Origin of the sequence: Curtobacterium sp. MCLR17_043, from assembly GCF_003224215.1 — a bacterium.
Classification (GTDB): domain Bacteria; phylum Actinomycetota; class Actinomycetes; order Actinomycetales; family Microbacteriaceae; genus Curtobacterium; species Curtobacterium flaccumfaciens.
This window is the reverse complement of the sequence record NZ_QKLH01000014.1, coordinates 81,965-106,928: the sequence shown is the minus strand read 5'-3', so window position 1 is coordinate 106,928 and position 24,964 is coordinate 81,965. Positions and strand designations below refer to the sequence as shown.

Annotated in this window: 21 protein-coding genes; 1 reads left to right on the top strand and 20 read right to left on the bottom strand. The window is 71.3% G+C overall.

What is annotated here, in order from left to right:
* Positions 1 to 20: 20 nt before the first annotated feature.
* From DEJ03_RS14015 to DEJ03_RS13995, 5 genes are all read right to left on the bottom strand, one after another.
* Positions 21 to 569 (bottom strand): DUF501 domain-containing protein, encoded by a 549-nt coding sequence (locus tag DEJ03_RS14015; RefSeq protein WP_071406119.1) that lies wholly within the window; start codon positions 567 to 569, stop codon positions 21 to 23.
* Positions 570 to 644: 75 nt separating this feature from the next.
* Positions 645 to 1,178, bottom strand: coding sequence for a septum formation initiator family protein (locus DEJ03_RS14010; protein ID WP_110865051.1), 534 nt, complete (start codon positions 1,176 to 1,178; stop codon positions 645 to 647).
* 465 nt (positions 1,179 to 1,643) lie between these two features.
* On the bottom strand, positions 1,644 to 2,927 hold the full coding sequence (gene eno / locus DEJ03_RS14005; protein ID WP_027464494.1) for a phosphopyruvate hydratase: 1,284 nt from the start codon (positions 2,925 to 2,927) through the stop codon (positions 1,644 to 1,646).
* 123 nt (positions 2,928 to 3,050) lie between these two features.
* On the bottom strand, positions 3,051 to 4,295 hold the full coding sequence (gene hisS, locus DEJ03_RS14000; RefSeq protein WP_110865050.1) for a histidine--tRNA ligase: 1,245 nt from the start codon (positions 4,293 to 4,295) through the stop codon (positions 3,051 to 3,053).
* 270 nt (positions 4,296 to 4,565) lie between these two features.
* Positions 4,566 to 5,297, bottom strand: a complete 732-nt coding sequence (locus tag DEJ03_RS13995) for a MazG family protein (protein WP_110865049.1) — start codon at positions 5,295 to 5,297, stop codon at positions 4,566 to 4,568.
* A gap of 90 nt (positions 5,298 to 5,387) precedes the next feature.
* Between DEJ03_RS13995 and nhaA the strand changes: the two genes are divergently transcribed.
* Entirely contained in the window at positions 5,388 to 6,566 is a 1,179-nt protein-coding gene (gene nhaA, locus DEJ03_RS13990; protein WP_110865048.1) for a Na+/H+ antiporter NhaA, read from the top strand.
* A gap of 160 nt (positions 6,567 to 6,726) precedes the next feature.
* Here nhaA and mfd read toward each other — a convergent pair whose 3' ends face one another.
* From mfd to DEJ03_RS13915, 15 genes are all read right to left on the bottom strand, one after another.
* On the bottom strand, positions 6,727 to 10,335 hold the full coding sequence (gene mfd, locus DEJ03_RS13985; RefSeq protein WP_110865047.1) for a transcription-repair coupling factor: 3,609 nt from the start codon (positions 10,333 to 10,335) through the stop codon (positions 6,727 to 6,729).
* An 82-nt stretch (positions 10,336 to 10,417) separates the two neighbouring features.
* Complete coding sequence (pth, locus tag DEJ03_RS13980; RefSeq protein ID WP_110865046.1) at positions 10,418 to 11,002, bottom strand: aminoacyl-tRNA hydrolase; 585 nt, start codon at positions 11,000 to 11,002, stop codon at positions 10,418 to 10,420.
* A 29-nt stretch (positions 11,003 to 11,031) separates the two neighbouring features.
* On the bottom strand, positions 11,032 to 11,655 hold the full coding sequence (locus DEJ03_RS13975; protein ID WP_071405234.1) for a 50S ribosomal protein L25/general stress protein Ctc: 624 nt from the start codon (positions 11,653 to 11,655) through the stop codon (positions 11,032 to 11,034).
* A 328-nt stretch (positions 11,656 to 11,983) separates the two neighbouring features.
* Positions 11,984 to 12,958 carry a hypothetical protein gene (locus DEJ03_RS13970; protein ID WP_146237735.1) on the bottom strand — a complete coding sequence of 325 codons (975 nt, stop codon included), beginning with the start codon at positions 12,956 to 12,958 and terminating at the stop codon, positions 11,984 to 11,986.
* 8 nt (positions 12,959 to 12,966) lie between these two features.
* Positions 12,967 to 13,623: a response regulator transcription factor gene (locus DEJ03_RS13965; RefSeq protein ID WP_110865044.1), complete on the bottom strand. Its 657-nt coding sequence runs from the start codon at positions 13,621 to 13,623 to the stop codon at positions 12,967 to 12,969.
* Positions 13,620 to 14,897 carry a sensor histidine kinase gene (locus DEJ03_RS13960; protein WP_110865043.1) on the bottom strand — a complete coding sequence of 426 codons (1,278 nt, stop codon included), beginning with the start codon at positions 14,895 to 14,897 and terminating at the stop codon, positions 13,620 to 13,622. Before DEJ03_RS13960 ends, DEJ03_RS13965 begins: the two co-directional genes overlap by 4 nt.
* A gap of 84 nt (positions 14,898 to 14,981) precedes the next feature.
* A complete protein-coding gene (locus DEJ03_RS13955) occupies positions 14,982 to 15,908 on the bottom strand; it encodes a hypothetical protein (RefSeq protein ID WP_110865042.1) in 927 nt (308 codons plus the stop codon).
* 31 nt (positions 15,909 to 15,939) lie between these two features.
* A complete protein-coding gene (manD, locus tag DEJ03_RS13950; RefSeq protein ID WP_246521547.1) occupies positions 15,940 to 17,292 on the bottom strand; it encodes a D-mannonate dehydratase ManD in 1,353 nt (450 codons plus the stop codon).
* Positions 17,289 to 18,572: a mannitol dehydrogenase family protein gene (locus DEJ03_RS13945; RefSeq protein ID WP_110865041.1), complete on the bottom strand. Its 1,284-nt coding sequence runs from the start codon at positions 18,570 to 18,572 to the stop codon at positions 17,289 to 17,291. The genes manD and DEJ03_RS13945 overlap by 4 nt, the downstream gene beginning before the upstream one ends.
* The gene (locus DEJ03_RS13940) at positions 18,569 to 19,456 is read right to left on the bottom strand and encodes a sugar phosphate isomerase/epimerase (protein WP_110865040.1); all 888 of its coding nucleotides are present in this window, start codon (positions 19,454 to 19,456) and stop codon (positions 18,569 to 18,571) included. The genes DEJ03_RS13945 and DEJ03_RS13940 overlap by 4 nt, the downstream gene beginning before the upstream one ends.
* Complete coding sequence (locus DEJ03_RS13935; protein ID WP_110865039.1) at positions 19,453 to 20,664, bottom strand: Gfo/Idh/MocA family protein; 1,212 nt, start codon at positions 20,662 to 20,664, stop codon at positions 19,453 to 19,455. The genes DEJ03_RS13940 and DEJ03_RS13935 overlap by 4 nt, the downstream gene beginning before the upstream one ends.
* A complete protein-coding gene (locus DEJ03_RS13930; protein ID WP_110865038.1) occupies positions 20,661 to 21,497 on the bottom strand; it encodes a sugar phosphate isomerase/epimerase in 837 nt (278 codons plus the stop codon). Before DEJ03_RS13930 ends, DEJ03_RS13935 begins: the two co-directional genes overlap by 4 nt.
* 93 nt (positions 21,498 to 21,590) lie before the next feature.
* The gene (locus DEJ03_RS13925; RefSeq protein ID WP_220032947.1) at positions 21,591 to 22,550 is read right to left on the bottom strand and encodes a carbohydrate ABC transporter permease; all 960 of its coding nucleotides are present in this window, start codon (positions 22,548 to 22,550) and stop codon (positions 21,591 to 21,593) included.
* Entirely contained in the window at positions 22,547 to 23,569 is a 1,023-nt protein-coding gene (locus DEJ03_RS13920; RefSeq protein ID WP_027464479.1) for a carbohydrate ABC transporter permease, read from the bottom strand. The genes DEJ03_RS13925 and DEJ03_RS13920 overlap by 4 nt, the downstream gene beginning before the upstream one ends.
* The gene (locus DEJ03_RS13915; protein ID WP_181422727.1) at positions 23,569 to 24,924 is read right to left on the bottom strand and encodes an ABC transporter substrate-binding protein; all 1,356 of its coding nucleotides are present in this window, start codon (positions 24,922 to 24,924) and stop codon (positions 23,569 to 23,571) included. Before DEJ03_RS13915 ends, DEJ03_RS13920 begins: the two co-directional genes overlap by 1 nt.
* Positions 24,925 to 24,964 lie beyond the last annotated feature (40 nt).

The following is a 24,964-nucleotide window of genomic DNA, read 5'->3' as shown; positions in this document are numbered from 1 at the left end:
GGGGGTGTGCGGGAGTCGGGTCAGACTTCGCCGCCACCCGCCCCGACTCCAGCGTCTGCACCGTCATCATACGCCCGGCACTCACACCGGGAGGGCGACCAGTCCGCGCGCTCGAGCGCGAGGTCGCCGATGGGGTTGACGCCGGGTCCGGCGGCGAGGGCGTGGCCGACGAGGGCGTGCAGGCACTTCACGCGGGTGGGCATGCCACCGGCGCTGATGCCGTCGATCTCGTCGACGTGTTCGATCGACTCGCGATCGGCCAGGTAGGACTCGTGGGCCGCGCGGTACTGCGCGGCGACTTCGGGGTCCTCGAGCAGGGCTGCCAGCTCGGGCATCACCTGGTTGGCCTCGAGGGTGCTGACCGCAGCGGTGGCCGCGGGGTGGCACAGGTAGTAGAACGTCGGGAACGGGGTGCCGTTCGACAGCCGGGGCTTCGTGGAGACGACGGTGGGGTTGCCACAGACGCAGCGTGCCGCGATCCCGATGACGTCACGCGCCGGTCGGCCGAGCTGCGCCGACACGACCTGGACGTCGCGGTCGGAGGGCGGGTCGAAGGGAGGGGTCGTCACGGGAACGTGAGCCTACCGGAGAAGCGGAACCCCTCGCACCGTCGGGCCGGACGGCTCCGCGCCGCGCGGTTCGGACTACTTGCTGTCGCCCGTGCCGGAGACGTCGGGGGCGACGAGGTCGGCTGCCCGCTCGTCGGTGAGCCCGGACTGCAGCACCGACGAGAGCATGGCCTGCACCCAGTCGACCTTGGGCGTCTGCACCTTCGCGCTCACGGGGGTGCCGGAGTCGGTGGTGGGGGTCTTCTCGGCCCGCTTGTCCTCGGTACCCATCACGAGGTAGCTCTCCTCGCCCGGGTACACGTAGAGCAGCCGGTCACGAGCCTGCGCCTCGATGTACGCCGGGTCGTCCCAGCGTGCGACGTCCTTCTTCTTCTGCGTGACGTCGGCCTTCTGGCTCGCGACCTCCTGCTGCTGCTGGGCGATCTGCTCCTGCTGCTGGATGAGCGTCCGGAGCGACGGCGCGAGCACCACCACGAAGAGCACGATGATCGCGAGCATGAGCAGGCTGAACCCGGAGAAGTGGATCGAGCGGTACCAGGGCTGCGCGGGTGTGCTGCCGTCGGGCATCGCCACGGGGACGCGGCGGACGCGGGGCTTCTGGCTGGGCACGGTCCGACGATAACCCGGCACGGTCGGTCGGGCCGCCCGGCACGCGGCCGTTCGGCGCCCTCTCAGCGTCTCGCGTCCCACGGTGCTGCCCAGCAGAAGACGCCGTCGTCTCCTCGAGACGCCTCCGGATTCGGCGGCGTCTCACGGACTTCGCGGCGTCAGGCTGACACGACGGCGTCACGCCGACGGCGGGCGGGTCCGGGTCCGATCGAGGCAGCCGGGAGGCACGGCTCCGGCCCGTCCGTCCGCCCCGCACCCGGAGTGGTCACCACACACCGCCCGGCGCACGTCCGGTGGTCACGTCCTGTCGGCCGGGCCCGGGCCAGCCGACGACTCGCGACCACTCGACGCAGCGCGCGCGGCACGTCCCGACCGCTCGGCGCTCCGGGGCGGCACAGACGACGAGACGCCGCCCTCCTGGAGGAGGACGGCGTCTCGGTGGTGCGGGTACTGCTGAGCGACTGGTTACAGCGACGCGGCGCGCGGGAAGGCCGAGCGACCGGCGTACACCGCGGCGTCGCCGAGCTCTTCCTCGATGCGGAGCAGCTGGTTGTACTTCGCGACGCGGTCCGAGCGGGCCGGGGCGCCGGTCTTGATCTGACCACCGTCGACCGCGACCGCGATGTCCGCGATCGTGGTGTCCTCGGTCTCGCCGGAGCGGTGCGACAGGATCGAGGTCAGGCCGTGACGGTGCGCGAGCGAGACCGCGTCGAGGGTCTCGGTGAGCGTGCCGATCTGGTTGACCTTGACGAGGATCGAGTTCGCGGCCTTCTCGTCGATGCCCCGCTGCAGGCGCTTCGGGTTGGTGACGAACAGGTCGTCGCCGACGATCTGGACCTTGTCGCCGAGCTCGGCGGTCAGGTGCGACCAGCCCTCCCAGTCGTCCTCGGCCAGCGGGTCCTCGATGGTGACGAGGGGGTAGTTCGCGACGAGCTCGGCGAAGTAGGAGGTGAACTCCTGGCTCGAGAGCTGCTTGCCCTCGAACTGGTACTTGCCGTCCGAGAAGAACTCAGTGGACGCGACGTCGAGGCCGACGGCGATGTCCTTGCCGGGCGTGTAGCCGGCCTTCTCGATCGCGGTGAGCAGGAAGTCGAGCGCCGCGCGGTTCGACGCGAGCTCCGGCGCGAAGCCGCCCTCGTCGCCGAGGCCGGTGGCCAGGCCCTGCTTCTTCAGCTCGCCCTTGAGGGCGTGGTAGGTCTCGACGCCCCAGCGGAGTGCCTCAGAGAAGGACTCGGCGCCGTAGGGCACCAGGAAGAACTCCTGGATGTCGACGTTGGTGTCCGCGTGGGCACCACCGTTGACGACGTTCATCAGCGGGACGGGCAGCGTGTGCGCGTTCGGGCCGCCGAGGTAACGGAAGAGCGGCAGGTCGACCGAGTCGGCTGCAGCACGGGCCACGGCGAGCGAGGCACCGAGGATCGCGTTCGCGCCGAGGCGGGACTTGTTCTCGGTGCCGTCGAGCTCGATGAGCGCGGCGTCGACGAGGCGCTGGTCGGTGGCGTCGAAGCCCTCGAGCGCCGGGCCGATCTCGTCGAGGACGGCGTCGACGGCCTTGAGCACGCCCTTGCCGCCGTAGCGCGAGGCGTCGCCGTCGCGCAGCTCGTACGCCTCGAACGCGCCGGTGGATGCACCGGACGGGACGAGCGCGCGGGACACGACGCCGTCGTCGAGGAGGACCTCGACCTCGACCGTCGGGTTGCCTCGGGAATCGAGGACTTCGCGTGCGCCTACGGCATCGATCAGGGCCACGGGGTACTCCCTACACATTGGTTGTGGTGATTGCGGTGTCGATCCTAGCGAGCGGAGGTGAACACGACGTCGGCCGTGACGCCCCGCTGTGGACGAGTCCGTGCTGGAACGAGGACTGGGTGCTCAGTCGAGCGGGCGGAACTCGACGCCCTCGAGCGACGCGGTGTCCGCCGAGACGGTCGCGAACGCCGTGAAGCCCTGGGCGGCGAGGCCGGCGAGCAGGTTCTTCGTGTTCTTCGTGCGGCGCTCGAGCCGGACGCGTCGGTGGGACGCCAGCGCCTCGGTCTTCAGCGCGGCGAGCCGGACCGGGTCGACGTCCTTGTCGTACACGAGCACGACGGCGTCGGCCTCGGCGGACTCCGGGAGGGTCACGAGGTCGACGAGCCGCTCGAACCCGAGCGAGAACCCGACCGCGGGGACGTCCTGCCCGAGGAACCGGCCGATCATCCCGTCGTACCGGCCGCCGCCACCGAGGCTGTAGCCGAAGTCCGGGTGCGCGACCTCGAAGATCGTGCCCGTGTAGTAGCCCATGCCGCGCACGAGCGTCGGGTCGAAGCGCAGGTCCACCCCGGGCAGCGCCTCGCGCAGGCGGAGCAGGTCGGCGAAGGCCTCGGCGTCGAGCCACGGCGCCCCCTCGACCGACGTCCAGTCGGCGGCCTCGAGCGCGCGGATGGTGTCCTCGAGCCCGGGCAGGTCGGCACCCACGGTGCTGCGGAGCTCCGCCGCGACGCCGTCCGCACCGATCTTGTCGAGCTTGTCGATCGTGATGAGCGCGCGGTCCGCGGCGGCCGGCTCGGTGATCCCCCACGACGCGAGGAGCGCCAGCAGGATCCGGCGGTCGTTGATCCGGATCGTCGTGCCGCGGACCCCGAGGGCGTCGAGGGCCGCGGTCGTCGCGCGGATGAGCTCGATCTCGGCGAGCTGCCCGGGCTCCCCCAGGATGTCGATGTCGCACTGCACGAACTGGCGGTAGCGACCCTTCTGCGGGCGCTCGGCACGCCAGACCGGCGCGATCTGCACGGACCGGAACACCGACGGCAGCTCCGCACGGTGCGAGGCGTAGAACCGGGCCAGCGGGACCGTCAGGTCGAACCGGAGACCGAGGTCGGCGAGGTCCAGCGGCGCTTCGGCCGCCTGCAGGTCCTCGGTGGTGAGGCCGCGCTTCATCACCGCGAACGCCAGCTTCTCGTTGTCGCCGCCGAGCCCGGAGTGCAGCCGCGCAGCATCCTCCACCACCGGGGTCTCGATCTCGTCGAAACCGTGCCGCGAGTAGACGTCCCGCACGACACCGAGCACGTGCTCGCGCCGGGCCTTGTCCGCCGGGAGGAAGTCACGCATGCCACGGGGTGCCGTCACGGTCGTTGCCATGCGGTCAATTCTGGCAGACGGGCGTCTCCGGCTTGCGCGCCTGCCGACCCACTGGCATACTGCATGCAGAACCTCGGTCCGGATCGTGCCTGATCCACGCTCCGGACCGATTCGCGGGGCGACGTGCTGCAGTGCGTCCCGCGGTTCGAGCGGGCTTCCCTGTCGGCCCCTCTCCCTGGTGGAGCCGACGCCCGCTCACGGGCGCCCTCTCTTTTTCGGGTTGGGAGGGCGCCCGTTCTCCCCTGCCCGGAGCGATCTCCCGACCGGGGATCACTCCGCGGCGCGACCGGCCTCCTCGAGCGCCGACACCGCGGCACGCAGACTCGCGACCGCGTCCACCCCGCGTCCCGCCGCAGCCGCGACCTCCCCGAGCACCGCCCGCCCCCACTCGGCGTCGACCGTGCCCACCCCGTCGTCCGCAGCGGGCAGGGCGGACGCACCACGGGCCTCCAGGCCGGCGCCGGAGCCGAACCCGGCCCCAGCCCCGAACCCGACGCCGGAACCGGCCCCGACGACGGACGCGACGACTGCGTCGGCGTCCCCACGTTCCTCCAGGCGTTCCAGCAGCTTCACCGCGCGCTCCAGCGGCGGCATCGCCCGCGGCACCCCGTCGAACGCACTCCGCCGGCTCGCCTTCTCGGCCGCCTTGGCCGCACGCCAGACCCGCACGACGTCCTCGACGGTGTCCGCGGTCTCGTCGCCGAAGACGTGCGGGTGCCGCCTGGTCATCTTGTCCCGGACCCCGGCGGCGACGTCCTCGAGGGTGAAGTCCCCCGCGCGGGCAGCGATCCCCGCGTGCAGGACCACCTGGTAGAGCAGGTCGCCGAGTTCCTCGCGGACGTCGTCCGGGTCGCCGTCGTCGATGGCGTCGACGAGTTCGTACGACTCCTCGACGGCGTAGCGGGCGAGCGAGGCGTGGGTCTGCGCCCGGTTCCAGACGCACCCGCCGTCCTCGGCGAGCAGGCGGTCGACGACGGTCACGAGGTCCGGTACGGCGGTCATCAGGTCATCGTGCCACCCGCGTAGACTGGTCGTGGTGTGTCGGGAAGTCTGGTCGACGGACACTCACCCGACCCCTCGAGACGGAGATCCATGTCGTCCCTCGTCCGCTCCCCCCGCTTCAGCGCCATCGCGCTCCTCACCGCCGCCGTGCTCGGCCTGGTCGTGGCGAACTCCCCGATCGGCCCCGGCCTCGAACGGCTGCTCGACGCGCACCTGCCGCTCGGTGCCCTCGGCCTCGACCTGTCGATCGCGCACTGGATCAGCGACGGGCTGCTCGCGGTCTTCTTCCTGCTCGTCGCGATCGAGCTCAAGCAGGAACTCGTCGACGGCGAGCTGTCGAACCCCAAGACCGCGATCATCCCCGCCATCGCGGCGGTCGGCGGCGTGCTCGTCCCGGCCGGCATCTTCCTGCTCGTCACCGCGGGCACGCAGTACACGCACGGTTGGCCGATCCCGACGGCGACGGACATCGCGTTCGCGCTCGGGGTGCTCGCCATGTTCGGTCGCGGGCTGCCGAGCGGCATCCGGGTGTTCCTGCTCGCGCTGGCCGTGCTCGACGACCTCATCGCGATCATCATCATCGCCGTGGTGTTCGCGCACGACACCGACTTCCTGGCCCTCGCGGGCGCTGTCGTCACCCTCGCGGTGTTCTGGCTGCTCGGCCGGATGCTCCGTCCGGGGCGCAGCGGGCAGACGTTGATCATCGTGGCGATGGTCGTGGTCGGGCTCCTGACCTGGTGGCTCGTCTACCACTCCGGTGTGCACGCCACCATCGCCGGCGTCGCCCTCGGGCTCGTGCTGCCCCGCCGCCCGGGCCACACCCTGCACGAGAACGTCGAGCCGTGGTCGAACGCCATCGTGCTGCCGGTGTTCGCGTTCGCGTCGGCTGCCGTCATCATCCCCTCGGTCGGCATCAGCGAGCTCTCCCCCACGTTCTGGGCGGTCGTCCTCGCGCTGCCGGTCGGCAAGGTGATCGGCATCACGCTGTTCGGCACGATCGCCACGCGGATCTTCCGCTCGCCCGGCCGCTCGTCGCTGTCGTTCTTCTCGATCATCACCGTCGGCGTGCTCGGCGGCATCGGGTTCACGGTGTCCCTGCTCATGAACGAGCTGGCGTTCGCCCGCAACGAGGAGATCCTCGACGAGGGCGTCCTCGCCGTGCTCGTCGGCTCGGGCATCGCCATCGTCGCGTCGGCGGTCGTCGTCACCCTGCGAGCGCGGGCGTACCGCGCGCGCCGCGAGCTGTCCGAGGCCGAGGACACCGAGTAGCGGGTCGCGGGCCGGGGTTCACACCCGTTCCGCGACAGGGCACGCGTCGTTCGACGCGTGGATCGTCGCGAACGGCGCGCGCGCTGTGGACGTGGGCCGCGGACGGCCTGGAGGCACGGTGCGGGCCCGCACCGTGCCTCCTGTCCGTCTCCGCTCGCGGCTACGCGGCCGGCGCCTCTGCGGGGGTCGTCGCCCCGTAGACGGCGGTGAGGATGCTCTCCACCCACTGGATGAGGGCATCGTCCGGCAGCGCCTGGTCGTGCGGACGCGGCATCGGGATGCTCGTCGCGTTCTGCTGCGGGAACCAGCGCGCACCCGGGAACATGCGCTTCAGGCGCACCTGCGACGAGTCGGCGAGTTCCTTGCCGGCGACCCGCAGGTTCGAGCCCATCACCACGACGTCGGACAGGCCGACCTGCTGCGCCATGCGACGGAGGCGGGAGACCTCGACCAGGGTCTGAACAGCCTGCGGCGGCTGCCCGTAGCGGTCGGTGAGCTCGTCGAGCACCATGTCGATCGCGTTCGGCTGCGCCGTCGGGGCCGAGGCCGCCGACAGCTTCTGGTACGCCTCGAGCCGGAGTCGCTCGGACTCGACGTAGTCCTCGGGGATGTGCGCGTCGACGGGGATCTCGAGCCGGAGCTCGGTCTGCCCCTCGGCGACGTCGCCACGGAACTGCGACACCGCCTCGCCGATCATCCGCAGGTACAGGTCGAACCCGACGCCCGCGATGTGGCCGGACTGCTCCCCGCCGAGCAGGTTGCCGGCCCCGCGGATCTCGAGGTCCTTCATGGCGACCTGCATGCCCGCGCCGAGCTCGTTGTTCGCGGCGATGGTCTCGAGGCGGTCCTGGGCGGTCTCGGAGAGCGGCTTGTCGGAGTCGTAGAGGAAGTACGCGTACCCGCGCTCCCGCCCACGGCCGACACGACCGCGCAGCTGGTGCAGCTGCGACAGGCCGTACTTGTCCGCCTTGTCGATGATGAGCGTGTTCGCGTTCGCGATGTCCAGGCCGGTCTCGATGATCGTCGTCGAGACGAGGACGTCGAAGCGGCGCTCCCAGAAGTCGACCATGACCTGCTCGAGGGCGGTCTCCGACATCTGCCCGTGCGCCACGGCGATGCGGGCGTCCGGCACGATCTCGGCCAGGTGCGCTGCGACCGACTGGATGTCCTTCACGCGGTTGTGCACGTAGAACACCTGGCCCTCGCGCAGCAGCTCGCGGCGGATCGCCGCCGCCACCTGCAGGTCGGACTGCGGGCCGACGAAGGTCAGGATCGGGTGGCGGTCCTCGGGCGGGGTGGCCAGGGTCGACATCTCGCGGATGCCCGTGACCGCCATCTCGAGCGAGCGCGGGATCGGGGTCGCCGACATCGCCAGGACGTCGACGTTCGTCTTGAACTTCTTGAGCTGGTCCTTGTGCTCGACCCCGAACCGCTGTTCCTCGTCGATGATGACGAGCCCGACGTCCTTGAAGGTGATGCCCTGCGACAGGATCCGGTGGGTCGCGATGACGATGTCGACCGTGCCGTCGGCGAGCCCGGCGATCGTCTCCTTCGACTCCTTCTCGGTCTGGAACCGGCTCAGGGCGCGCAGGTGCACGGGAAACCCGGCGAAGCGCTCCTGGAACGTCTCCATGTGCTGGCGGACGAGCAGGGTCGTCGGGACGAGCATGACGACCTGCTTGCCGTCCTGCACGGCCTTGAACGCGGCACGGATCGCGACCTCGGTCTTGCCGTAGCCGACGTCACCGGACAGCAGGCGGTCCATCGGGATCGGGCGTTCCATGTCGCGCTTGATCTCGTCGATCGTGGTGAGCTGGTCGGCGGTCTCGGCGAACGGGAACGCCTCTTCCAGCTCGCGCTGCCACGGGGTGTCCGGGCCGAACGCGTGCCCCTTCGACGCCATCCGCGCCGAGTACAGCTTGACCAGGTCGACGGCGATGTCGCGGACGGCCTTGCGGGCCTTCGACTTGGCGGCGGACCAGTCCGATCCGCCCATCTTCGACAGGGTCGGGGACTCGCCACCGACGTAGCGCGACAGCTGGTCGAGCTGGTCGGTCGGCACGAAGAGCTTGTCGCCCGGGTAGTTGCGCTTCGACGGCGCGTACTCGAGCACGAGGTACTCGCGCTGCGTCTTCACGGCGTTGCGGCCGCCGCTGGAGACCTCGCGGCTGACGAGCTCGACGAACTTGCCGATGCCGTGGGTCGCGTGCACGACGACGTCGCCCGGCTTGAGCTGCAGCGGGTCGACGACGTTCTTGCGGCGGCTCGCGAGCTTCTTGACGGTGCGGGCGCCCTGCTGGACGCTGCGGCCGTAGAACTCCGCCTCGCTCAGGACCGCGATGCGGGGGTCGGGGATCGCGAAGCCGTGCTCGACGGTCGCGGTCGTCACGACGGCGAACCCCGGCTCGGGCGGCGCGTCGACCGCTGCGGCACGGGCGGCGACCCCGGCGTCGGCGAGCACCTGCACCGCACGCTCGACGAGGCCCTGGCCCTGCGCGGTCACCACGACGGCCCACCCGTCGTCGGTCAGCGACTTGACGTGCGCGATCGCCCCGTCGGCGCTGCCGGCGAAGCTCGGGACGGCCTCGGCCCGGACGCGGATGTACTCGCCGGCCTCGGCAGCGGCCTCGGCGTCGGTGAGGACGCGCTCGGTGTCCCCTTCGTCGAGGCCGGAGTCGAACGGCGACACCGTCCACCAGGTGCGCTGCCCGCGGGTGTTCTTGAGCTGCTGCACGGTCAGGAAGTTGCCCGCGTCGAGGTCGATCGGGGCCTGGGCACCGGCGACCGCTGCACTCCAGGCCGCCTGCAGGAACTCGGTGTTCGTCTCGGCGAGGCTGTTCGCGCGGCCGTTCACCCGCTCGGGCGAGAACACCGCGATGGTGGCGTCGTCCGGCAGGTAGGAGGTCATCGGCACGAGGTCCTGCACGAGCGCCGGGGCGAGGGACTCCATGCCCTCGATTGGGATGCCCTCGGCGATCTTCGCGAGCATCTGCGACAGGTTCGGGAACTCGTGCAGCATCTCGCGCGCCCGCTGCCGGACGTCGTCGCTGAGCAGGAGTTCGCGCGAGGCGGTCAGCTCGACCGAGCCGAGGTCGTCCTCGGTCGTGCGCTGGTCGGCGACGGAGAACGCCTTGATCGCCTCGATCTCGTCGCCGAAGAAGTCGACGCGTGCCGGGTGGTCGGCCGTCGGCGGGAAGACGTCGAGGATGCCACCGCGCACCGCGAACTCACCACGGCGTGTGACGAGGTCGACACGCGAGTAGGCGAGGTCCACCAGCTGGGACGCGATCGCAGCCAGGTCGTTGCCCCGCGAGTCGGTCCGCAGCACCACCGGCGCCAGAGAGGTCAGGTTGCTCGCGATCGGCTGCAGCGCGGCGCGGACGCTCGCGACGACGATGGTCTGGCGGCGCTCGGCCGGGTCCGCCGCCTGCCACGCCGCGAGCTTCCGGAGCGTCGCGATCCGCGTGCCGACGGTCTGGGCACTCGGGCTGAGGCGTTCGTGCGGCAGGGTCTCCCACGCCGGGAACTCGAGCACGTCGGCGCCGGGGACGTAGCTGCCGAACGCTTCGCGGACCGCCTCGGCTTCACGCCCGGTCGCCGTGATGACGAGGACGCACTGCGGGCCGTTGCGCTCGGCGAGCAGCGCGCCGAGCAGCGGCACGCGCAGGCCGTCCACGACGGAGAAGTCGGCGTCGCGCGGTGCGGCGCGCAGCACGCGATCGAAGGCGGAGGCGCGCGAGAGCGCAGGGATGATGCCCGAGATCGTCACTCAGGAGATGGTACCGGCCGCCACCGACACCGGCCGCGACGTGCGCGACGGGCGAACAGCGCCGACGCCCGGCACGGAGCGCTCAGGACGGAGCGTGCACGCGCTGCTGTGCGGCGAGCAGCCCGACCTCGGCGATCGCCTGTACCGCGTCCGCGGCGTCGGCCAGCAGGATCGGCAGCGTCTTCTTCTCGGCTGCGGAGAAGTCACGCAGCACGTAGTCGGCCGGGTCCTGCCGACCGGGGGGACGCCCGATGCCGACCCGGACGCGCATGAACTCGTTCGTGCCGGTGGCCTTGATGATGTCGCGCAGCCCGTTGTGCCCGCCGTGCCCGCCACTGCCCTTCAGGCGGACGGTGTCGAACGGCAGGTCGAGCTCGTCGTGCACGACGACGAGGTCGGCCGGGGTGGCGCTGTAGAACCCGAGCACCGAGGAGACCGGCCCGCCCGAGGTGTTCATGAACGACCCGGGCTTCGCCAGCACGAGTCGTGTGCCGCCGGGCACCAGGCGCCCCTCGGCGACCTGGTTCGGCGTCTTGTGCTTCTTGAACGTCGCTCCCATGCGGGAGGCGAGTTCGTCGAGGACCATCTGGCCGACGTTGTGGCGGTTGCCGGCGTAGTCGGGCCCGGGGTTCCCGAGCCCGACCACCACGAGGATGTGATCCGTCACAGCGTCGACCAGATGTCTTCGAAGGGGTGTTACTCGGAGTCCGCGGCGCCCTCGGCACCCGACTCGGCGCCGGCCTCGGCCGAGGCCTCGTCCGCAGCGTCGTCGTCAGCGGTGCCACGCGGGGTGACGATCGCGACGACCAGCGCCTCGGGGTCGGTCTCGAGCTCGGCGCCCTCGGGGAGCTCGAGCTGCGCGGCGTGGATCTGCACGCCGTCCTCGAGGCCCTCGACGTTCACGGAGACGTGCTCCGGGATGTCGGTGGCGAGCACGAGCAGCGAGATCGTGTTGAGGTCCTGCACGTGGATGGTGCCGGAGAAGGACTCGCCCTCGATGACGACGGGCACGTCGACCGTGACCTTCTCGCCGCGGCGGAGGACCACGAGGTCGATGTGCTCGATGATCTGGCGCACCGGGTCACGCTGGACGTCCTTGACGAGGGCGAGCTGCGCAGCGCCCTCGATGTCGAGGTCGACGACCGCGTTGGCGGTACGGACGAGCAGCATGGTCTCGTGACCGGGCAGCGAGATGTGCTTCGGCTCGGTGCCGTGGCCGTAGACGACCGCGGGGATCTTGTCGGCCGCGCGGAGCTTGCGAGCAGCGCCCTTGCCGAACTTGGTGCGGACTTCCGCTGCGAGCTTGGTGTAGTCGGCCATGGTGCCTCCTGGTGTCGGGGACGACGCCGGGGTGCCGGCATCGTGGGGGTCTGTGGTGTTGCAACTCGAACGCGTGCACGCGTGAGGAACGATCCCAGGGTCTTGCCGGGTATCCCACCGCGTCGATCACGGCCGCGCGTACGCAGCCCTCGCCGAAGTCAGGGATTGAGTCTAGCAGGGCCGTCCGGGCGTGTCGCGCGTCACGATCCGGACGCACACCGGGACGGACGGGAGGCCCGTGGCGGTCCTGCCACGGGCCTCCCGTCCGTCGTCCCCACGCGGTGGGCGCGGGGCGCTCCCCCCACGACCGCTCCCCGCGACCGCCGCGTCAGTCGACGTCCGTCGGTGCTGCCGGCGCGAGCCGCGCGATCACCCGGTCGAGGCGGGCGTCCACCTGCGGCTGCCGCGTCGAACCCTTCCGGAGCACGGCCGCGTCGGTCGCGGTGACGTGCAGCAGCCGTTCCCACTCCGCCGCGTACAACGCGCTGCGGTAGCCGGATGACTCCTGGCACGCAACGTCCCGTTCGGCGACGGCGACCTCGGCCTTCCCCGGATCGTCCGAGAACAGGACGACCTGGTCGCCGTCACGGGCGCTGACGTGCATCGAGGGGGTCGGCATGCCCTCCGGACCCTCCGGCAGGTCCGGCACACCGGACGGCGCCATGCAGGTGCGCCACCCGGCCGCGGCCGTGCGGACCGGGTCGTCCTGGCGTGCGTCCAGCGCCGCCAGGTACGTCAGGCGCTGGGCCAGTTCGGACGCGGTCTGCTCGGTGCCGCGCAGCGTGGTGCCGAGCGTCTTCCGGGCTGCCTTCCAGCAGCGGGCGGCCACGTCGTCCGGGAGCGCGGCGAACGCGGCCTCGCGGTCCGGGTCGTAGCCCCACTTCCGCATGCCCTCCTGGTTCGCACCGGCGACGGACGGCCCGTGGTAACCGCGGGCCTCGGCGAGCGCCGTGGTGAGGGGCCGGGTGGTCGCGAGTGCGGGTGCGGGGTTCGCCCGGGCGGCGGTGTCGGCCGCGTCGTCGTCGGCCTGCAGCCCGGCCGCGGTCGCCCAGGGAGCCGGGTCGTCGATGCCGGCCTTCCGCAGGCAGGGCTCGGCCACGAGGTCCTCCGCGTACGTGGTCTTCGACGAGGCCGGTGCGACGAAGGCGTCGAGCGGCATCGCCCACGCCGTGCTGTCCTGTTCGACGGTGGGTGCGACCGCGACGTCGGCGCGTTCGGGCAGCCCGTGGACGACGGCGGTGGCCAGTCCGGCGAGGACGACGACGAGGGTGCCGGTCTTCGCGACGCGGTTCGTGATCTGCATGGTTCCCCCTAGGCGCGGACGAGGCCGCGTTCGTGTGCGGTGATGACGACCTGGATCCGGTTCCGGAGTCCGAGCTTCGTCAGGACGGCGCGGACGTGGGTCTTCACGGTGGCGTCGCTCAGGAAGACCGACTCGGCGATCTCGGCGTTGCTGAGCCCCTTCGCGACGAGCAGGAAGACCTCGCGCTCGCGAGCCGTCAGCGCGTCGAGCACCTCGTCGCGCCGATCGGTCACGGCCGGGGTGCCCTGCGCGCGCAGGAGGTCCAGCGCCTCCGCTTCCGTCGGTGCAGGTCGGCCCGCGTGCACGTCGCGGATGGTCGCGGTGACGACCTCGGGCAGAGCGTCCTTCGTCAGGAACGCTGCGGCGCCGGCGCGGAGAGCAGCGAGCACGGCGTCGTCGCGGCGGATGGTCGTGAGCGCGACGACCCGCGGGCGGTCCTGGGTCGACGCGGCGAGCCGCGTCAGGGCCTCGATGCCGTTCATGACCGGCATCCGCAGGTCGAGCAGCAGCACGTCGGGGTGTTCGGCGGCGCAGAGCTCGAGGGCGGCGGCACCGTCGCCGGCGGTCCCGACGCAGGTCATGTCGTCCTGGGCATCGACGAGCATCTGCATCCCGGTGGCGAACAGCCGCTGGTCGTCGGCGACGGCGACGCGGACGGCGCTCATCGGACGTGCTCCGGCTGGACGGCCTCGGTGTCGGTGCCGGCCTCGGTGTCCGTGTCGGTGTCCGCCGTCGCCGTGGTCGGCACCGCGGCGGTCGTCGGCAGCCACGCGGTGACGACCCACTCGTCCGGGGTGTCGCCGACACCGGCACGCAGCCAGCCGCCGGCCAGTCGGGCACGCTCCTGCATCCCGGCGACACCGGACCCGACACCGTCGAGCTCGACGAGGGGTTCGGTCCCCCGTGACGTCACGACGACGCCGAGCCCCGGGCCGCGCCAGTCCAGCGCCACCCGGGCCGTCGCTGTCCGGCCCTGGTGCTTCAGCACGTTCGTCAGGCTCTCCTGCACGATCCGGTGGACCGCGCTGGCGCTGCCCGCGGACAGCAACCCAGCGCCGTGCTCCTCGAACGTCGCGGTCATCCCGAGCTCCCGCATGTCCTCGACCAGGTCGGGGACGTCGAGCAGCCCGTGACGGTCGGCGTCGTCGCTCGCCTGGATGCGTTCCACCAGGGCCCGGACGTCCCCCAGCGCCGAGCGGCTCACGTCGGCGATGTCCTGCAGCGCCCGGGCGGCGTGTTCGTCCCGCACGGCGATGGCCGCGGCACCCTGGGCCTGGGACACGACGACGGCCAGTGAGTGGGCGAGCGAGTCGTGCACGTCGCGGGCGATCCGCGCGCGGTCCTGCTCGGCCCGGAGTTCGGTGGTGGTCACCTCGGTGCGGCGTTGCGCCTCGACCACCCGGACCCGGGCGAGGCCGATCCGCCACGCGGCACCGATGGCCACGCCGACCGCCCAGGCGACACCGCTGACCCCGACGAACGCGAAGGTGATCGTGACGAGGTCGGACCGGGTCCCGCCGGAGTTCCCCACCCAGCTGCCCCAGACGTCCTGGTCGGCAGCGGTCGGGACCGCCATCGCCCAGGCGGCTGCCGCACTCGCGAGCAGGAGCACGGGGACCGCCACGTAGCGGAGCAGGTCGGACCGACCGGCGCCGACGATGCCGACGACGATCGCGATCGCCAGGTACTCCGGCCAGGTCGTGTCGGTCGGCCGGGTGAGCAGCCGGGCCGTCTGCAGGAGCGAGATGCCGACGACCAGTCCGAGCGCGGTCGCGGGCATCCACGCGGCGAGGCCGATGGCGACGGCGAAGGCCGACACGACGACGACGTGGTCGGCGAGCCCCGCGCGTCCGGCTTCGGCGACGATCCAGAGCACGAGGTACACGGCGCCGGCGGCGGGAGCCAGCAGGTGCCGGTACCGGCGGAGGAAGGAGGTCATGACGCGAGCGTATGGGCCTCGCCGGACGGGGACCGAGCCGTGCGGCCGCTTTTCATCCGAGGTGATGAGGTCGCGCCGGACGGCTCAGCGGCCGACCTCCCGCCGGTGCTCCTGCGCGGCGTGGAGGACGTCGCGCGCCCGGTCGCTCGCCGCCTCAGCGTCGTCGCGGGCTGCCTCGAGCCGGGTGATCTCGGCCTCGGCCTGCTCGAGGGCACGCCGGAGCTCCGCGCGGCGCTCCTCCGCCTGTTCGAGATCGGCCTCGGCGGTGTCGAGTGCGGCGTCGGCATCGCGGGACTCCGTGCGCGCTGCGGTCTCGGCCTGGCGCGCGGCCTTCCGGTCGGCAGCCGGGTCGCGCTTCGGTTCGGGTTCGGGTTCGGGTTCGGGTTCGGGTTCGGCGTCCGGTTCCGGAGCGTCACGCTGCGCGGGCCTGGAGGCACGGCTCGCCTTCCGCGCACCCCTCGCCTGGGAGATGGGGATGGGTGGGGCATCGCTGCCGGACCAGGCATCGGGCACCGCGTCCGGATCCGCGAGCGCCCCGTCGAGGTCGACTGCGTCGAACCCCACGCTCTCGAGCGCCGTCACGAGCAGCCCCGACCGGACGGCCGCGCCGGCGTGCGGGTCTGCCATCGCCGCCTCGATCGTCGATCGGACCTGCTCGAGCACCGCCGGGGTGACGGGGTGTCCGGCGTCGGACGCCAGGTCCGCACCGGCCTGCGCGAGGGCGTCGACGACCTCGGTGCGCTGCCGACGGAGGGTCCGGATCGCGTCGGGGTCGGCGTCGGCCTGCGCCTTGCGGAGCGCCGGTCCGAGGTCGACGGCGTCGTCGAGGGCACCGTCGTGGGCGAGCAGGTCGATCACCCATGCGGCCGGGGCGGGCTTCCGGAGCTTCCCGATCTCGGTCGCGAGGGCACGGTCGTCCTTCCGCACCGCGCGCTGCCGTGCGGTGCGCTCGGCGACGAAGTCCTGCGGCGCGACGAGCAACAGCTCCCTGGCGACGTCCGCGAACTCCATGCGACCACTGTGCCAGCCAGGATGCCGGGTACTACCAGTCGTGGACGGTGCCGTCGGCCAGGCGGTTGAACGGCAGGTACGCCTGCTCGTAGGGGTACTTGCCGGCCTCGTCGACGTCGAGGCTGACCCCGAGGCCCGGCTCGTCCCCCGGGTGCAGGTAGCCGTCGGTGAACGTGAACGTCTGGTGGAACACCTGGTTGGTCTGCGGTCCGTGCTGCATGTACTCCTGGATGCCGAAGTTGTGGATCGCGAGCCCGAGGTGCATCTGCGCGGCAAGGCCCACCGGGGAGATGTCGGTCGGCCCGTGGAAGCCGGACTTGACCTGGTACAGCGCCGCGTACTCCATCGTCTTCTTGAGCGGGGTGACGCCGCCCATGTGCGTGACGGCACCGCGGACGTAGTCGATGAGCTGGTCGCGGATGATGTCCTTGAAGTCCCAGATGGTGTTGAAGACCTCCCCGATCGCCAGCGGCGTCGTGGTGTGCTGCCGGACGAGCTTCAGGGCCTCCTGGTTCTCGGCGGGGGTGCAGTCCTCGAGCCAGAACAGGTCGTACGGCTCGAGCGACTTGCCGAGCTTGGCGGCCTGCAGCGGGGTCATCCGGTGGTGGCCGTCGTGCAGCAGCGGCAGTTCGGGGCCGAACTCGTTGCGGACGGCCTCGAACACGGTGGGCACGTGGCGCAGGTAGGCGCGGGTGTCCCAGTCCTCCATCGCCGGGTACGCACCACGCTGGGCGGGCTCGAAGTCGTAGCGGACTCCGGCGTTGCCCTCGGTGGTCCTGTTCGACGCGATGCCGTAGATGGACTCGAGGCCGGGGACACCGGTCTGCACGCGGATCGAGCGGTAGCCCTCTTCCTGGTGCTCGCGGATGGAGTCGAACAGCTCGGGCAGCTCCTTGCCCGAGGCGTGGCCGTACGCCATGAGCCCGGTGCGCGATGCCCCGCCGAGCAGCTGGTACAGCGGCATCCCGGCGACCTTCGCCTTGATGTCCCAGAGGGCCATGTCGACGGCCGCGATCGCGGCCATGGTGACCGGACCACGGCGCCAGTACGACGACCGGTACAGGAACTGCCAGGCGTCCTCGATGCGGCTGGCGTCACGGCCGACGAGCAGCGGGACGACGTGCTCGGACAGGTAGGCGGAGACCGCGAGCTCGCGGCCGTTCAGGGTGGCGTCGCCGAGCCCGGTGACGCCGTCGGCCGTGGTGAGCTTGAGCGTCACGAAGTTCCGGTTCGGGCTGGTCACGATGACCTCGGCCCGCTCGATCAGCTGGCCGCGGTCCGCCGAGGCCCAGGTGTCCGGACGGCCGGCGGTGGTCTCGGCCGGCCCGCTGTCGGTGGCACCGGGGACCGGGGCCGCGGGGTTCGTGGTGTTCGTGTCGGTCATGCGTGGACTCCTCCGTTGGAGCGTTCGCGGGCGCGTGCCGCGGCGGTGCGGATGCGGTCGGCCGCCGCCGTCACGGCGGCGACCACGGGGGTGGTGTCGAGTTCGGGCGCGATGGCGGCCAGGACGTCGTGCACGTCCGAGTCTGGCCCCGGGGCACCGGGGTCGTCCACCAGGTCGGACTGCTCGGTGACGTGCAACCACCATGCGGCGAGGGCGGTGGCCGCTCCGGTGCCGATGCCGGCCGAGGGGTCGCGGGCGAGCCGGTGCCGCACGACGTCGACGACACGGACGGGCAGCTTCTGCGAGCCGCCGGACGCGATCTGCCGCAGGGTGTGCCGGATGCGCGGGTTGGCGAACCGTTCGACCAGGGCCGTGCGGGCTTCTCTGACCTCGGCCTCGGGCAGCGGGAGCTCGAGCGCGGCTTCGTCCCAGAGCTGCTCGACGGCGCTGCGGCAGACCGGGTCGTCCATCGCCTCGGCCACGGTGTCGTGGCCGAGCTGCAATCCCAGGTAGGCGAGGAGCGAGTGCGAGCCGTTCAGCAGCCAGAGCTTCCGCTGCTCGTACGGGGTGACGTCGTCGACGATGCGCACCCCGGCGGTCTCCCACGCGGGGCGGTCGATCCCGTCGAAGGCGTCCTCGAGCACCCACTCCGCGAACGGCTCGGTGACGACGGGGACCCGGTCTCCGGCGAGCGCACCCGGCAGTTCCGAGAGGCGCACGACGTCGTCGTCGGTGGTGGCCGGGGTGATCCGGTCGACCATCGAGCTCGGGAACGTGACGTTCGCCTCGATCCAGTCGCGCAGGGCGTCGTCAGTGACGGCGTCGAGCACGGCGTCCCGCAGGACCGCCCCGTTGTGCGTCAGGTTGTCGAGACTGACCAGCGCGATGCGCCCGGAGCCGGCGGCACGGCGGGCGTCGAGCCCCGCGACCAGCCGCGACGGCACGTCGGAACCGGGCCGGTAGCCCTGCTCGGTGACCGTCAGCGTGACGATGGTCGTCTCGGGGGACGCGACCACGTGCCTCCAGGCCGTGTCGTCGCTGCCCGGGTGGGCGGCCACGATCGTGTCGACCACCTCGGCTCCGTCGCCGGACGCGGCTCGGGTGACGAGCGTGTACCGGCAGTCCTGCGCGGCCAACGCATCCGCGGCCGCGGGCGAGCGGCCGGTGAAGGCGGTGATGCCCCACGGCTCCCCCGTGGTGTGGGCGGTGTACCAGGCGAGGTGGGCACGAGCGAACGCGCCCACCCCCAGGTGGACGATGCCCGGACGCCGATCGGTCATGCCGACACCGGTACGAGGGAGCGGAGGTACGCCAGGTTGTCGGCGGTGCGGGTCTCGAGCGGGAGGTCGGTGGAGAAGTCCTCGATGGTGACCCACCCGTCGTACCCGACCTGGCGGAGCGCGTCGAGGTACTCGGACACCGACGCCTGGCCGGTGCGCAGGGGTGCCCACTCGTGCTGCCAGATCGAACTGCCGTCGGCACGGGTGTCGCCGGTGTCCACCCAGCGGGCGTTCTTCACGTGGGCGTGTGCCAGGTACGGCCCGAGCAGTTCGAACGCGGCGAGGTGGTCCTCGTACCCCTCGATCACGAGGTTGCCGAGGTCGTGGATGACGCCGACGTGTGCGGGGTCGAGACCGTCGATCAGTCGCAGTGCCGCGGAGGCCGACGGCGTGATCGTCATGTGGTGCAGCTCGACGAGTGCTTTCACGCCGAGCTCCGACGCACGCGACGCGACCCACTCGAGGTCGGCGCGGGTGCGGTCGAAGAGCTGCGGGTAGGTCTCGCCGGTGCGTTCCTGCTCGGCACGGTAGTGCGGCATCGTGACGCGGACCTGCCGGGCGCCGAGTTCGCTGGTCACGCGCAGCATGGTCTCGACGCCGTCGTGGTCGGCAGCCGGCTGGTAGCCGCCGATGCCCGAGTACTCGAGCCCGGCTGCGTCGGTGACCCGGGCGATTTCGCCGACCCGGTCGCGGATGCCGGTGTACTGCCACGTCGAGTTGTTGCCCGCCCAGAACGACCGCTCGGCGGGGACCTCGGCGCCGTCGGCCGGGCGGTCGTCGACGATGCGCCACTCGATGCCGTCCCAGCCCTGTGCGGCCAGGGTCTCGGCGGCTTCGGACGGGGTCCAGTCGGGGGTGGAGGCGGTGAACACGGAGAACTTCATCGGGTGGCTCCTTCGGTCGCGCTGGCGGTGGCGGGTGTGCCGACGACCGGCACCACATCGTCGTACTTCCCCTCGATCACGTCGTCGATGCGCACGGGGTGTCCGAGCGTCGCGCTGACGTAGAGCCCGCGGACGGTGGCGAGCGACACGAGGGCCGCATCGACGGTGACACCCGGTTCGCGGCCCTGCCGGATCGCGTCGACGATGTCCGTGTACTGCCGAGCGTGCCCCGCGGCGAAGTGGTCGGGTTCGGCCGGGCCGCCGACGACGTGCTCGGGCGGGACGATCTGGTCCTTCTGGTCGACCGCACCGGCGACCGCGGTGGCGTTCGACGTGGTGGACGCGGACTCGAGCGTGGCGGTGTCCGGGGCGATGTGGAAGTACGCGAGCCGGTCGTCGTCGACGATGGCGGAGCCGTGCGTGCCGTACACGGCGTACCGGGCGGAGAGCCCCGGGTACGCGGCGGTCGTGCAGTGGACGACCCCGAGCGCCCCGCCGGCGAACCGGACGGTGGCGACGGCGGTGTCCTCGACCTCGATCCGGTCGTGCGCGAGCAGGCCGGTCTGCGCGGAGATCTCGACCGGACGACCGAGCGCCCAGACGAGCAGGTCGACGGTGTGCACGCCCTGGTTCATCACCGCGCCGCCGCCGTCGAGCGCCCAGGTGCCGCGCCAGTCACCGGAGTCGTAGTACCCCTGCGACCGGTACCACGCGACGCTCGCGAGCCCCGAGGTCACGGTGCCGAACCCGCCGTCGTGCGCGGCCCGGGCGACGGCTGCCGACGCCGGGTCGAAGCGGTGCTGGCTGATGACGCTCGTGACGAGCCCGCGGTCACGAGCGTCTGCGGCGAGCGCCGCGATCTGCCGGGCCCGGGGCATCGTGGTGTCGAGCGGCTTCTCGATGACGACGTGCTTGCCGGCGGCCAGGGCGGCCTCGGCGAGCTGCACGTGCATGCCGGACGGCGAGCAGATCGCGACGACGTCGATGTCGGTCTGTTCGATCGCCTCCTCGATGGTGGACGTCGTGATCGGGCGGGCGACGCCCATCGCCTCGATTGCGTCGGCTGCGCTCGTGGCGGCTTCGGGCACGGCGTCGACGAGGGCGACGACCTGCAGGTCGGGGTGGTGGACGGCGACGGTGGCGTGGTGGCGTCCGATGACACCGGCGCCGACGACGGCCAGGCGGAGCGGGTTGGTGGGTTCGGTCATCGCAGGGTGACTCCGATCTGGTCGGTGAGGGTGCGGAAGGCCCGGCCGGCACGACCGAAGGCCGCGGGGCCGGAGAACCCGCCGAGGGAGGTGAAGTCGCTGAGGTGCGGCTCGAGCGAGGCGTACCCGGAGTAGCCGGCGTCGCGGAGCGCGGTGAGGGTCTGGAGCAGTTCGCCGTCACCCTCGCCCGCGGGGACCACCGACGAGTCGGCGGCGAGGGCGTCCTTGACCTGCAGGTAGTCGACGTACGGGGCGAGCTGCTCCCAGCCGTCGGTGAAGGGCCGGACGCCGCACTGCACGTAGTTCGCGTTGTCCCAGGCCAGGCGGAGCGCCGGGGACCCGACGCTCTCGACGATGTCGAGCACCCGCGCGGGGACGTCGCCGTAGATGTCCTTCTCGTTCTCGTGCAGCAGGGTCACGCCTTCGCGCTCGGCGAGGTCGGCCAGCGCCCGCATCCGGACGAGGACGTCGTCGCGGACGTCGTCGGGGCTGCGGCCCTCGAAGTAGAACGAGAAGATCCGGATGTTCGTCGTGCCGAGGGCGTGCGCGGCACGGATCGCACGGGCGAGCCGTGACACCTCGTGCTCGACGGGTTCGTCGACGGGCACCTTGCCGATCGGCGAGGCGATCGCGGACACGGTCTGCCCGCGCTCGTCGAGCAGCCGGTGGAGTCCGGCGAGCTGGTCCTCGTCGAGGTCGACGACGTTGACGCCCCAGGCGCTGCGGACCTCGATGGCGCTCGCGCCGAGCGCCTGGAGGACCGCGACCTGGACGACCGGATCGGCGTCGATCTCGTCGCCGAAACCGGAGAGTTCCCAACTGGGCTGGGTCATTGCATTCCCTTCATGCGACCAGACTGGAGGCGCGGGGCGGGCTGGCATCGCGCCTCCAGGCAGTCTGTGGACAAGTCGGCAGACTGCACAGCGCTACTTGACGGAGCCGGCGGTGAGCCCGCCGACCAGGTAGCGCTGGAAGATCAGGTACAGGGCGACGACGGGGACGGCGCAGACGATCGAGGCGGCCATCATCTGGCCGTAGATCGGGACGGCGCCGCCCTCCTGGGTGGTGCCGAGCACCTGCAGGACCACGGCGACCGTCCGGGTGTTCGGGGTCGTCATGATCGTGGAGAACAGGACGTCGTTCCAGCCGAGCAGGAAGGCGAAGATCGCGGACACGACGATGCCGGGCCACGACAGCGGGAGGACGATCTTCGTCAGGATCTTCGTCGAGCTGGCGCCGTCGATGCGCGCCGCTTCCTCGAGTTCCTTCGGCAGGCCGCGCAGGTAGGTGACCATCACCCACGTCGAGAACGGCAGGGCGAAGGTCAGGTAGGTGACGAACAGGCCCCAGCGGGTGCCGATGATCTGCACGCCGGTGGCGCTGGCGATGTTCGAGAACACCACGAAGACCGGCAGGAGCAGGAGCGTGCCGGGGATCGACTGCAGCGCGAGGAGCCCACGCAGGATGGTCAGCCGCCCGAGGAACCGGAACCGGACGAGCACGTAGGCCGTGGACACGGCGAGCGCGGCGCTCGCGACGGCGACGGCACCGGCGGTGAGCATCGAGTTCACCAGTCCCTCGCCGAGGGCGACGGTGGACCAGATCTCGACGTAGTTCGACAGCGTGAACTCGGACGGGAAGTACTCGCCGCGGGCGACGGCGACGTCGGAGTTGACGGAGCCGAACAGGATGTAGAGCACCGGCACGGCGATGAACGCGATGATCACCGCGATGACGGTGACGAGCAGCCAGCGCGGCAGCAGCCGGGTGACGTCGGTGTCGTAGGGACGCTTGCTCCGTCGCCCGCCGTTGCCGGTCGTGATGCTCTCGGTGAGCGTCGCGGTGGGGCGGGTGCGGGTGCTGAAGGACGTGCTCGGGGTGGTCATGCGCGTGCTCCGTCGATGTCGGCGGCGGTCGGGGCGGCGGCGAGCGTGGCGCGGTCGGCGCGACGCTGCTTCCGGTTGGGGCCGGCGTCGTCGCCGGTGTCGAGCTTGACCGCCCGCAGGTAGACGAACAGCGGGATCGCCACGATCACGAGCGAGCAGATCGCCATCGCTGCGGACAGGCCGAAGCGGAACGACTGGAAGCTCGCGATGTACGTCAGGACGGGCATCACCTCGACGCTGGACGGCAGCGGGATGCCGAACAGCACGAACGGCAGCGTGAAGTTGTTGATGTTGTGCAGGATCGAGATGATCACCGCGAGGCTGAGGGGTCCGCGCAGGTACGGGAAGATGATGTACCGCAGCTTCGCCCACCAGGTCACCCCGTCGAGCGCGGCGGCCTCGTGCACCTCGTTGTCCACGGCCTGCAGTCCGGCCAGGGACAGCAGGTAGACGAAGGGCCAGCTCGTCCAGATCATCACGCCGGCGAGCGCCCAGTACGACGCCGAGCCGTTCAGCCACAGCACGTCGGTGTGCAGGATCGAGTTCACGACCCCCTGCGGCTGGAGCATCGTGCGGAAGAACGTGCCGACGACGAATGCCGGGAGCACGTACGGGATCAGGTAGATCGATCGGACGAGCCCGCGACCGGGGAACCGGTTCTGCGTCGAGATCGCGGCGGCGACCCCGATCGGCACGGTCACCGCGGTGACGAGCACCGACAGCGACACCGAGATCCAGATGGAGTGCAGCAGCGGCGAGTTCGTGAACGCCTCGGTGAAGTTGGCGAACCCGACGAACGGAGCGCTGAACCACTGGCGGAGCGTGTACTGGTCGAGGTCGAGCATCGCGATCCAGAAGCCCACCAGGAGCGGCACCACGATGACGGCGAGCATGAGGACCCCGCCGGGCAGGAGCATCCACAGCGGGCGCTCGCGTTTGTAGAGGGGCGTCTTGCCGGCCGGGCGGACCGGCCGGGGCGGCGCCGCGTCGGTGCGGGGCCTGGTCTGCGTGCTGGTCATCACAGACCTCCGTTCTTCTGACGGTCGAGGGTGGCCTGGGCGTCCTTCTGGGCGTCCTGCAGTCGCTTGCGGAGCTGGTCGTCGGTGACCTCGCCGGACTTCAGCGACGGGATCGACTGCACGACCACGTCGACCAGGGCGAGCTGGATGTCGGACCAGGCGCCGGTGAACGCGGTCGGCTTGGACAGGCGGCCGGCGTCGATGATCGGCTTGAGCTGCGGGTTGTCGGCTGCCAGGTCGGCGGCGGCCGACGCGTTGGTCGGCAGGTTGCCGAACAGGTCGTAGTACTCGAGCTGGGCCTTCGGGGCGCTGAGCTGCTTGACGAACGCGTACGACAGCTCCTGCTTGGTGCCGTAGTCGGCGACGACCCAGTTGTCGCCGGACAGGATGCTGGCGGCCTCGATCCCGTCGGACGGCCGCTCGGACGCCCCCGGCGGGACGGTGGGCAGCAGGGCGAACTCGTACTTGCCGTCGACCTTGGTGTCCGTGAAGGAGTTGATGGCGGTGGTGGTCGTCATCGGGAAGAACGCGGCCTTGCCCTCGGTGAACTGCGCGAGGGCCTGGGCGTTGTTCCAACCGATCGCGGCCGGGTCGACGACGCCGTCCTTCGTGACCCAGTCGAAGTAGGTGCGGTAGGCGTTCTCGACGGCCTCGCTGTCGATCTCGGCCTTCGAACCGTCGACGATCGTGTTGCCGGCGTTCTGGGCCATCCCCCACACGAACTTCCAGGGGTCGAAGCCGTCGGCGTAGGCGATCGCCATTCCGTGGCGACCGTCACCCGTGGTGGCCTTCGCGTCGGCGGTGAGCTCGTCCCACGTCGTGGGCATGTCGGTGATCCCCGCCTTGGCGAGCAGGTCCTTGTTCACCGCCATCACGAACGGACGGCTGGCGAACGGGATCCCGATCTGCTTCGACGCACTCGGACCGGAGATGCCGAACGACGCGGGGTCGAACTGGTCCTTGCCGCCGATCGCGTCCCACTCCTTCGTGCCCATCTCGACGAAGGCACCGGTGGCGTACGCGGTCGGGGTGAAGGTGCTGCCGATCGCGTAGACGTCGGGGCCCTGCCCGGAGATGACGCTCGTCTGGATCGCGGTCAGTTCCTCCTGCGCGGACGAGTAGGTCTCCCACTGGATGTCCGCACCGGTCGTGCGCTTGAACTCGGCGGCGGTCTCCCGCTGCCACTGCTTGCGTTCCTTGGGGTAGGTGGTGTCCGCGCCCATCATCACGCGGAGGGTGTTCGGGTCGTCGCCGCTGCCGTTCACCACGGCACATCCCTGCAGGGACAGTGCGGTGAGGGCGACCACGGCGACGGCACCGACGAGGGTGCGGACTTGCAGTCTTCGCGTCTTCACGGGGGTTTCCTCCTCGAGACCTCCTCCGAGCGGCGCTGCT

Coding starts and splice junctions, on each gene's coding strand:
- DEJ03_RS13955 (WP_110865042.1), bottom strand. CDS start 15,908: ATGGAGTTCGCGGACGTCGCCAGGGAGCTGTTGCTCGTCGCGCCGCAG.
- DEJ03_RS13940 (WP_110865040.1), bottom strand. CDS start 19,456: ATGAAGTTCTCCGTGTTCACCGCCTCCACCCCCGACTGGACCCCGTCC.
- manD (WP_246521547.1), bottom strand. CDS start 17,292: ATGACCGACACGAACACCACGAACCCCGCGGCCCCGGTCCCCGGTGCC.
- DEJ03_RS13960 (WP_110865043.1), bottom strand. CDS start 14,897: ATGACCTCCTTCCTCCGCCGGTACCGGCACCTGCTGGCTCCCGCCGCC.
- nhaA (WP_110865048.1), top strand. CDS start 5,388: ATGTCGTCCCTCGTCCGCTCCCCCCGCTTCAGCGCCATCGCGCTCCTC.
- DEJ03_RS13920 (WP_027464479.1), bottom strand. CDS start 23,569: ATGACCAGCACGCAGACCAGGCCCCGCACCGACGCGGCGCCGCCCCGG.
- hisS (WP_110865050.1), bottom strand. CDS start 4,295: ATGGCAACGACCGTGACGGCACCCCGTGGCATGCGTGACTTCCTCCCG.
- DEJ03_RS13945 (WP_110865041.1), bottom strand. CDS start 18,572: ATGACCGATCGGCGTCCGGGCATCGTCCACCTGGGGGTGGGCGCGTTC.
- DEJ03_RS13965 (WP_110865044.1), bottom strand. CDS start 13,623: ATGAGCGCCGTCCGCGTCGCCGTCGCCGACGACCAGCGGCTGTTCGCC.
- DEJ03_RS13970 (WP_146237735.1), bottom strand. CDS start 12,958: ATGCAGATCACGAACCGCGTCGCGAAGACCGGCACCCTCGTCGTCGTC.
- DEJ03_RS13925 (WP_220032947.1), bottom strand. CDS start 22,550: ATGACCACCCCGAGCACGTCCTTCAGCACCCGCACCCGCCCCACCGCG.
- DEJ03_RS13935 (WP_110865039.1), bottom strand. CDS start 20,664: ATGACCGAACCCACCAACCCGCTCCGCCTGGCCGTCGTCGGCGCCGGT.
- DEJ03_RS13930 (WP_110865038.1), bottom strand. CDS start 21,497: ATGACCCAGCCCAGTTGGGAACTCTCCGGTTTCGGCGACGAGATCGAC.
- DEJ03_RS13995 (WP_110865049.1), bottom strand. CDS start 5,297: ATGACCGCCGTACCGGACCTCGTGACCGTCGTCGACCGCCTGCTCGCC.
- DEJ03_RS13975 (WP_071405234.1), bottom strand. CDS start 11,655: ATGGCCGACTACACCAAGCTCGCAGCGGAAGTCCGCACCAAGTTCGGC.